10 protein-coding genes are annotated in these 7,157 nt (G+C 39.0%); all 10 read left to right on the top strand.

The features are described from left to right. A partial coding sequence (gene ssb, locus ATE34_RS08155; RefSeq protein ID WP_084911583.1) for a single-stranded DNA-binding protein occupies positions 1-354 on the top strand: 354 nt, incomplete at its 5' end. A gap of 11 nt (positions 355-365) precedes the next feature. Continuing rightward, a complete protein-coding gene (locus ATE34_RS08150; RefSeq protein WP_084911581.1) occupies positions 366-1,187 on the top strand; it encodes a bifunctional DNA primase/polymerase in 822 nt (273 codons plus the stop codon). Continuing rightward, positions 1,178-2,578, top strand: a complete 1,401-nt coding sequence (locus ATE34_RS08145) for a VapE domain-containing protein (protein WP_084911580.1) — start codon at positions 1,178-1,180, stop codon at positions 2,576-2,578. The genes ATE34_RS08150 and ATE34_RS08145 overlap by 10 nt, the downstream gene beginning before the upstream one ends. A 379-nt stretch (positions 2,579-2,957) precedes the next feature. Then, positions 2,958-3,113: a DUF7204 family protein gene (locus ATE34_RS11110; protein WP_180382691.1), complete on the top strand. Its 156-nt coding sequence runs from the start codon at positions 2,958-2,960 to the stop codon at positions 3,111-3,113. Then, complete coding sequence (locus tag ATE34_RS08140) at positions 3,110-3,784, top strand: DNA methyltransferase (RefSeq protein WP_049493549.1); 675 nt, start codon at positions 3,110-3,112, stop codon at positions 3,782-3,784. The genes ATE34_RS11110 and ATE34_RS08140 overlap by 4 nt, the downstream gene beginning before the upstream one ends. 22 nt (positions 3,785-3,806) lie before the next feature. Then, entirely contained in the window at positions 3,807-4,214 is a 408-nt protein-coding gene (locus ATE34_RS08135; RefSeq protein ID WP_084911578.1) for a YopX family protein, read from the top strand. Next, positions 4,211-4,477: a DUF3310 domain-containing protein gene (locus tag ATE34_RS08130; protein WP_049493552.1), complete on the top strand. Its 267-nt coding sequence runs from the start codon at positions 4,211-4,213 to the stop codon at positions 4,475-4,477. Before ATE34_RS08135 ends, ATE34_RS08130 begins: the two co-directional genes overlap by 4 nt. 129 nt (positions 4,478-4,606) lie before the next feature. Further along, a complete protein-coding gene (locus ATE34_RS08125) occupies positions 4,607-4,966 on the top strand; it encodes a DUF1492 domain-containing protein (protein ID WP_049479278.1) in 360 nt (119 codons plus the stop codon). A gap of 339 nt (positions 4,967-5,305) precedes the next feature. Next, the gene (locus ATE34_RS08120; protein WP_084911577.1) at positions 5,306-5,803 is read left to right on the top strand and encodes a terminase small subunit; all 498 of its coding nucleotides are present in this window, start codon (positions 5,306-5,308) and stop codon (positions 5,801-5,803) included. Next, a complete protein-coding gene (locus ATE34_RS08115; RefSeq protein WP_084911575.1) occupies positions 5,787-7,127 on the top strand; it encodes a terminase in 1,341 nt (446 codons plus the stop codon). The genes ATE34_RS08120 and ATE34_RS08115 overlap by 17 nt, the downstream gene beginning before the upstream one ends. The last annotated feature ends 30 nt before the right edge of the window (positions 7,128-7,157 follow it).

Here is a 7,157-nt window from a genome sequence, read left to right as displayed (position 1 = left end):
GATGCTGAACTTCGCTATACTCCTCAAAATGTAGCAGTTGCGACTTTTACTCTTGCAGTAAACCGTACATTTAAGAGTCAAAATGGCGAGCGTGAAGCTGACTTTATCAACTGCGTTATGTGGCGCCAACAAGCCGAAAATCTTGCTAACTGGGCTAAAAAAGGCTCACTTATCGGGGTAACAGGTCGTATTCAGACTCGTAGTTACGATAACCAGCAAGGACAACGTGTCTACGTGACAGAAGTCGTGGCTGAGAATTTCCAAATGTTGGAAAGTCGTAATCAACAAAGTTCGAATGATACATTTGGGAATGACAACCCGATGGATATTCAAGACGACGATTTACCATTCTAAGGAGTTACTAAATGGGAATGAAAGAACATGCCTTGGCTTATCAAAAAAAAGGATTTTCGGTTATTCCTATTAGTCCTTCAAATAAGCAACCGATGATCAAATTTGCTGATAAACCAGCTATGACTGCGCAAGAAATTGAGGATTTTTGGAGTCAGTATCCGGATAGCAACATTGCTGTTCGGACTGATAAATTCTTCGTTATCGATGTGGACCTGCACGGAAAGGCTAATGGCTATGAGAGTCTGGCTAATTGGGAGCATCTAAACTTGATAACTCCAACCCTGCAGGCGAAGACAGCTAGTGGTGGCAAACATATTTTTTATTTTAAACATCCTGATGTGTCTATGACCCAGATGATTGGCTTTCTGCCTGGTGTTGATATCAAAGCACATCCAAACAATTACGTACTGGTAGCTCCGTCTAAAACTCCCAAAGGTGTCTATACTTGGGACAAGAAAAAGTCCAAAGAGGGGGGCACGATGGTCACGGCTAGTCGATCTCTTGTTATGGCCATTAAGAAGGAATACAACAAAAAGAACTCTGGTAGTGACCTGGATAATATCTACTATCAAATCAGCAAAGGTGCTGGTAAACGAAATAGGACAACTGAATTATTTGAAATGGTTGTCCTAGGTTTCGGCGATGAAGGCAGCAGAAATGATACACTTGCAAAATTTGTAGGGGGGCTCTTGAGCAGATCAGTAGAACCGAACTGTATACTGCAACTAGCAGAAACAGCCAATAACAATTCGGTAGAGCCTCTTAATCACAAAGAATTAAGTAGGACTGTCGAATCGATGATCAAGAAACACATGAGGGGGGGGTGGCCATAATAGGTGATGTTACGAATATTTCAATCAAGCAATTTTCGCGCAGAAAGAAAAAAATCTTAAATGAAGAAGGCGAACAGATTGAGATTGAATCGATTGTGGCTGACAGTCCCAGAAATGTTCTTCTTGCAATGAAGAGCGATAACAAGCTCAACGACTTTCTCAGACACAATGAATTTACTGGTGAACACGAAATCGTGGAGGACGTAAAACTGGATGCTATCCAGTTGAGGAAGGGGCAGCTACCTTCAGCCTTTGAATCCTACCTAAGCGTATATTTGGAGAATCACTTCAAGACAGTTTTCAAGGCTGGAGCATTAAGGGACGGTATTGAAGCATTTTTTGCAGAAAAAACCTACAATCCGGTTAAAGAATATATGGAAAATGCTTATGAGTCATGGGATCATAAAGAACGACTTGCCCAGGTATTTCAAACTTGGTTAGGTGCCGAGGACAGTATTTTCGTTCAAAAAATAGCCGTCATGTTCTTTGCTGGGGCGGTTTCTAAGGTTTTTAATCCCTGGGTTAAATTTGACTACACGCTCGATTTGGTCGGTGGCCAAGGTGCTGGTAAGACCACTTTCTTGCAAAAGATAGCTGTTGATTGGTACACGGATTCGGCTAAAGATTTTATGGACAAGGACAACTATGAGATTATGCTGAAATCACTGATTGTCAACGACGATGAGATGGTTGCTTCCAGGAAGACTACTTTTGACGAACTCAAAGCCTTCGTGACTAAAACAGAACTTTCCTTCCGTCGGTCCTATGGTCGCAGATCTGAGAAATTTCCGAAAAACTTTGTTATTGCTAGAACTAGTAATAAAATCGAATACCTGGGTGACAAAACTGGTGAGCGGCGCTTTCTGCCTGTGCTGGTGGATGCAGGCCAGCAGTTTGTCAAGCCATTTGATATGACCGATCATGATGTGCTCCAGCTTTGGGGTGAAGCAGTTGCTATTTACAAAAAAGGATTTATCCTTACCTTTGATGATGAGTTCGAAAATGAGCTTGCGGTCTATAAGGAGCGCTTCACTTATAAAGATGAGGCAGAATCACAGGTCTACGATTATCTTGAAATGCTAGTCCCGGAAGAGTGGGAAGACTTTTCAGTTTCTCAGCAATATCAATATACCTGGTGCTACTTCAATGATGGCAGCTATCGCAATGAGTCCGGTCTGCTATATGAAGGTGTGAAGCTTCAATCGAGTGTGTCTGCCAAACAGATATTAAAGAATGTCTTTGATATCGATAGCGCGAGAGGTGAAAAGATTGCTAGGAAGATCAAGTTGATTATGGACAATAATCAGGATTGGGAATACAAAATAAAGAAGGTTAAAGGGAAGACACTACGTGCATATTTTAGAAAAAATATGCAAACAGAAGTGATGTAACCTCGGTGAAAGTGATGTAACCTTTTGGGTGAAAAATGGTCAAAAATCGTGCTTCGGTTACATCAGGTTACATCATTGATGTAACCGCAAGAAAAACCAGTTATATCAATGGTTTGAGTGCTATTTTTGATTAAATTTTAAAAAAAGTGATGTAACCCTCCTAAACCCTTGATACTACTGAAGTTTTAAGGTGTCTATTAGTAAGGTTACATCATTTATATAAAATATTTAATAAGTAAAAATAGCAAGTGCTATAAACGTTGATATAACAGCATTCTTATTTTTTATAAAATATGTTTTTTGAAAAGTGATGTAACCTGTAACCTTAGAAAAAACATTCACAAAATAAGCATATTATTTAATAAATAAAGGAGAGAAAATGTCATACACAGTAACATTATTTTTTGACAACATGGTAGACGAAACTCACTTTTTTAAGAAAGAGGGAGACGCTACCAAATGCAAGGCTCAGCTAGAAAGCAAGTATCGAGGGAATCGAATGTATAAAGTTAAGATGGATGAGGTGAGAACTTGAAATTATTTCTCAACGAAGATTGTATGGATGTCATGAAAAGATATCCTGATAACTATTTTGATTTAGCTATTGTAGATCCACCATATTTTTCTGGTCCAGAACAAAGAAAATTTTATGGGAACAAAATCAGTCCGATTGGTGTCAATAGACTTTATGGTAAAACATCAGAGTGGAAAATTCCAAATAGAGATTATTTTGATGAGTTATTTAGAGTTTCAAAAAATCAAATCATTTGGGGTGTGAACTACTTCAACTATTCTTTTGGTTCTGGCCGTATCGTTTGGGATAAAGTTAATGGCCAGTCAAGTTTCTCAGATTGCGAGCTAGCATACTGCAGTTTGCATGATAGCACGCGACTATTTCGCTATATGTGGAATGGCATGATGCAAGGAAAGTCAATATCCGAAGGTCATATCCAGCAAGGAAACAAGGCTTTGAATGAGGTTAGAATTCATCCAACCCAAAAACCCATCAATCTTTATTTCTGGTTGCTGCAAAACTACGCAAAAGCCGGAGATAAGATTCTTGATACTCATGTCGGTTCAGCAAGTAGCTTGATTGCTTGTCAGGAGTTAGGTTTTGAATATGTTGGTTGTGAGCTTGACAAAGACATCTTCAACCTTGCTCAACAGAGACTCAATGACTATGAAAAACAAATAAAATTACTTTAGAAGATGAAAAGGAGGATTTGGTATGGTACCAAAATTTAGAGCGTGGGATACCACAAATAAAGAGATATTTAAAGATACTTTCGCAATAACAGAAAGCGGACAAGTTGTAGTAGTTGATCAATCCTCTGTCTTTGTTAGTCCAGATTATGTTTTCGTTGACAATCTAGTCATCATGCAATCAACAGGTCTTTTTGACAGAAATAACAAGGAAATCTTTGAGGGGGATATTATTACAAATGGTAAAGATGTTATGTGTATGAAGAGACATAACACGCTAGGCTTTTACGTAGAACAAAAAGGCAAGGTTGAATTTATTGCAGATAGTGCAGTTTTAGAAGAATTTGAAGAGGATGCTAAAGAGATTGCTGATATCCTCGAAATCATCGGCAACATCTACGAGAATCCAGAACTTTTGGAGGCTATCAAATGAACCCAGAAATAATTGATAACGTAAATAAACCAAGCCACTATCAAGGTAGATACGGTATGGAGTCTATCGATGCTTTAAGAAACTTCATGACACCAGAACAATTAAAGGGTTTTTATCTCGGAAATGCCTTGAAGTATCAACTGCGATTTCAGAAGAAAAACGGTCTTGAGGATTTGAAAAAGGCACGTAAGAACCTTGAATGGCTTATTGAGGAGATAGAGAACGAGCAGGCACAATTGAGGAAAAACCATTGTAGAACATAGATGATAATGGCATTAAAAAAAGCCAAGACACTCTCTGCCTCAGCTATAATTAACACACTATTATTATATCATAAAAGGAGATAGAGAGTGAAGGCTAAAGAGCTTTTAAGCGAATTGCAGAACCTTGACATGGATATCCAAAGTCGTATTGACGAAATCAACGAACTTGAGGCTGGCCTGCTCTCAAGTCCAAAGTGGGCCGAAGCTAAAGTAAAAGGTGGGCAGACAAGAAAGATTGATGATGTATATGCTCAGTTGATCACGATGAAGGATGAAATCGAGAAGGACACTAATGTTGTTATCAATCGTAAAATGGAATTAGGGCGGATGATTAACAAGCTGACAAATCCTAAGCACAGAACAATCCTGAGAATGACTTATATCAATAAAGGTACAGCTGATAGTATTTGTTATGACTTGAAAATGAGCCGTACAACCTATTACAGATTAAAGAATGAGGCAATTTTAGCCCTAGAAGAAGTTATCTGATGTCATAAGTTCAAAATGGGACTATTTGGGACGGCGCGGTTCTAAAAATCTGTTAAAATGGTAGTATCAAGAATTAAGGGGTGAGCGTCAATATATCACCCATTAACTTACAAATGGTTGCGGAGCGACTAGACCTTGCATGATTGCGTAGCTACTTATATCCTAGGTAAGTTATAAGCTAGAGGGTTTGATTCCCTCAGAGGTTTTAAATGACTACAAAAAATAAAAAAAGGAAAACTTCAAATTGATTTCTAATTAACACGCAAGGTAGTAGTCGCCTTGCATTAAGTCACTCATCGAGTGGCTTTTTTTAATTATTAAAAAGGTGGTGATGGAAAATTGAATGAAAGACAAAGACGATTCGCAGATGAGTACATCATCAGCGGGAATGCAACAGATGCAGCTATTAAGGCAGGGTATAGTGAAAAGACTGCTAGAAGTCAAGGACAAAGATTGTTGACAAAAGTTGACATTTCTGAATATATCAAAAAAAGAATGGATGAGATTCAGGATGAAAAAATCCTGACTCAAAAACAAATTCTTGTGATGTTGTCAGAGATTGCATCAGGTCAGGCAAAAGAGACAATTGTGGTCACGACAAAAGTAGCTGAGTTGATGACTGATCCCGTGACTGGTAAGTCTGTAAAAGTCTACAATGAAATCCCTCAACTTGTCGAATATCCAACAAAGAACAGCGATAGGAACAAAGCTTTGGAGTTACTAGGGAAACGACATCAAATGTGGACTGATAAAGTAGACATCAATGCAACGGTTACCGAGACTAAGAAGTTTGACGATATCGTCAGTCAGTTGGGCGGTGATGGACTTGACGAATAGCTTCCCTTTATCTCAAAAGTACATCGACTTTTGCAACAGCTTTAATAATGTTGATGCTGACTTTTTGGAAGGTACAACGGCAGCTGGAAAAACAACGGTTGGTGTTGGTGTCAAGTTTATGCGAGCGGTCAGCAAAAGTTCGAAGAAGTTTCACATCATTGCAGCAAAGACAGTTGGTGTAGCTGAAAAGAATATCATCAATCAGGATAACGGAATTTTAGACATCCATAAAACAGCCGTCTACTGTGGTAATGGTGATAAAGATTCGAAGATTCCTCACATCAAGTTTGAGGGGAAAATTATTTATGTACTGGGATATGACAACAAGGAAAAATGGAAGCTGGTTCTTGGTGGACAGTATGGATGTGTCTATATTGATGAGGTCAACACGGCTGACATTGAGTTTGTTCGTGAGTTGTCCACACGTAATGATTATTTGATGGCAACGCTCAATCCGGATAATCCTGATTTACCGGTCTACAAAGAATTTATTAACAAGGCACGGCCGTATAAAAAGTACGCAGGCGATGTGCCGGAAGAAATTATGCGAGACCTATCAGAACCAGCTAACCCTAAATGGCGTTACTGGTTTTTTACGTTTAATGACAACCTATCACTAACACCAGAAGCCATCCAGAAGAAAAAGGATGCTGCACCAGTTGGGACTAAGCTCTACAAAAATAAAATACTTGGCCTACGTGGCCGAGCAACAGGAATTGTCTTCGTTAACTTTGATAGTAAAAGACATGTGTTGAGTAAGTCTTTTGTAAAGAATACGGTCACGTTCCAGCGGTTCACAGCTGGACTAGATACAGCTTACTCAGCAAGTAGTCCGGATACAATTGCAATGATTTTCCAAGGGATATCAGATGACGGAAAGTTATACACGCTGGATGAGGAAGTCTATAACAACGCTGAGCTTGATGTACCGATTGCACCATCTGATACGGTGGTCAAGTTTATCAATTTCCTAGAGCGCAACCGTGGTGAATGGGGGCTGGCGCGTGATGTATTTGTTGATAGTGCGGACCAAGCAACAATTACAGAATTAAACAAATACAAGCGACAATACGGCTGTCTGTATATCTTTAACAATGCTTATAAGAAAACTAAGATTATTGACCGGATCAACTTCCAAATTGGTTGGTTAGCTCAAGGTTGCTACTATGTGTTAAGTCATTGTACGAATCATATCAAAGAGCTAAACACGTATGCGTGGAAAGAAGGAAAAGATGAGCCAGAAGATGCAAACGATCATACAATCAATGCGAATCAGTATGCATGGTTGCCATACAGGAAGATAATCGGAAGAAAGGAAAAATAAAGTGGGAATAATGGATATGATCAGAAGGAG

This window comes from Streptococcus oralis subsp. tigurinus (genome assembly GCF_002093545.1).
GTDB classification, from domain to species: Bacteria; Bacillota; Bacilli; order Lactobacillales; family Streptococcaceae; genus Streptococcus; species Streptococcus oralis_C.
The sequence above is the reverse complement of the archived record's forward strand: the minus strand, read 5'-3'. Positions and strand labels throughout refer to the sequence as shown.

What these genes read in the sequence shown, in the direction of transcription:
- ATE34_RS08125 (WP_049479278.1), top strand. Translation starts at nt 4,607, where the DNA reads ATGGATATCCAAAGTCGTATTGACGAAATCAACGAACTTGAGGCTGGC.
- ATE34_RS08150 (WP_084911581.1), top strand. Translation starts at nt 366, where the DNA reads ATGGGAATGAAAGAACATGCCTTGGCTTATCAAAAAAAAGGATTTTCG.
- ATE34_RS11110 (WP_180382691.1), top strand. Translation starts at nt 2,958, where the DNA reads ATGTCATACACAGTAACATTATTTTTTGACAACATGGTAGACGAAACT.
- ATE34_RS08130 (WP_049493552.1), top strand. Translation starts at nt 4,211, where the DNA reads ATGAACCCAGAAATAATTGATAACGTAAATAAACCAAGCCACTATCAA.
- ATE34_RS08135 (WP_084911578.1), top strand. Translation starts at nt 3,807, where the DNA reads ATGGTACCAAAATTTAGAGCGTGGGATACCACAAATAAAGAGATATTT.
- ATE34_RS08115 (WP_084911575.1), top strand. Translation starts at nt 5,787, where the DNA reads ATGGACTTGACGAATAGCTTCCCTTTATCTCAAAAGTACATCGACTTT.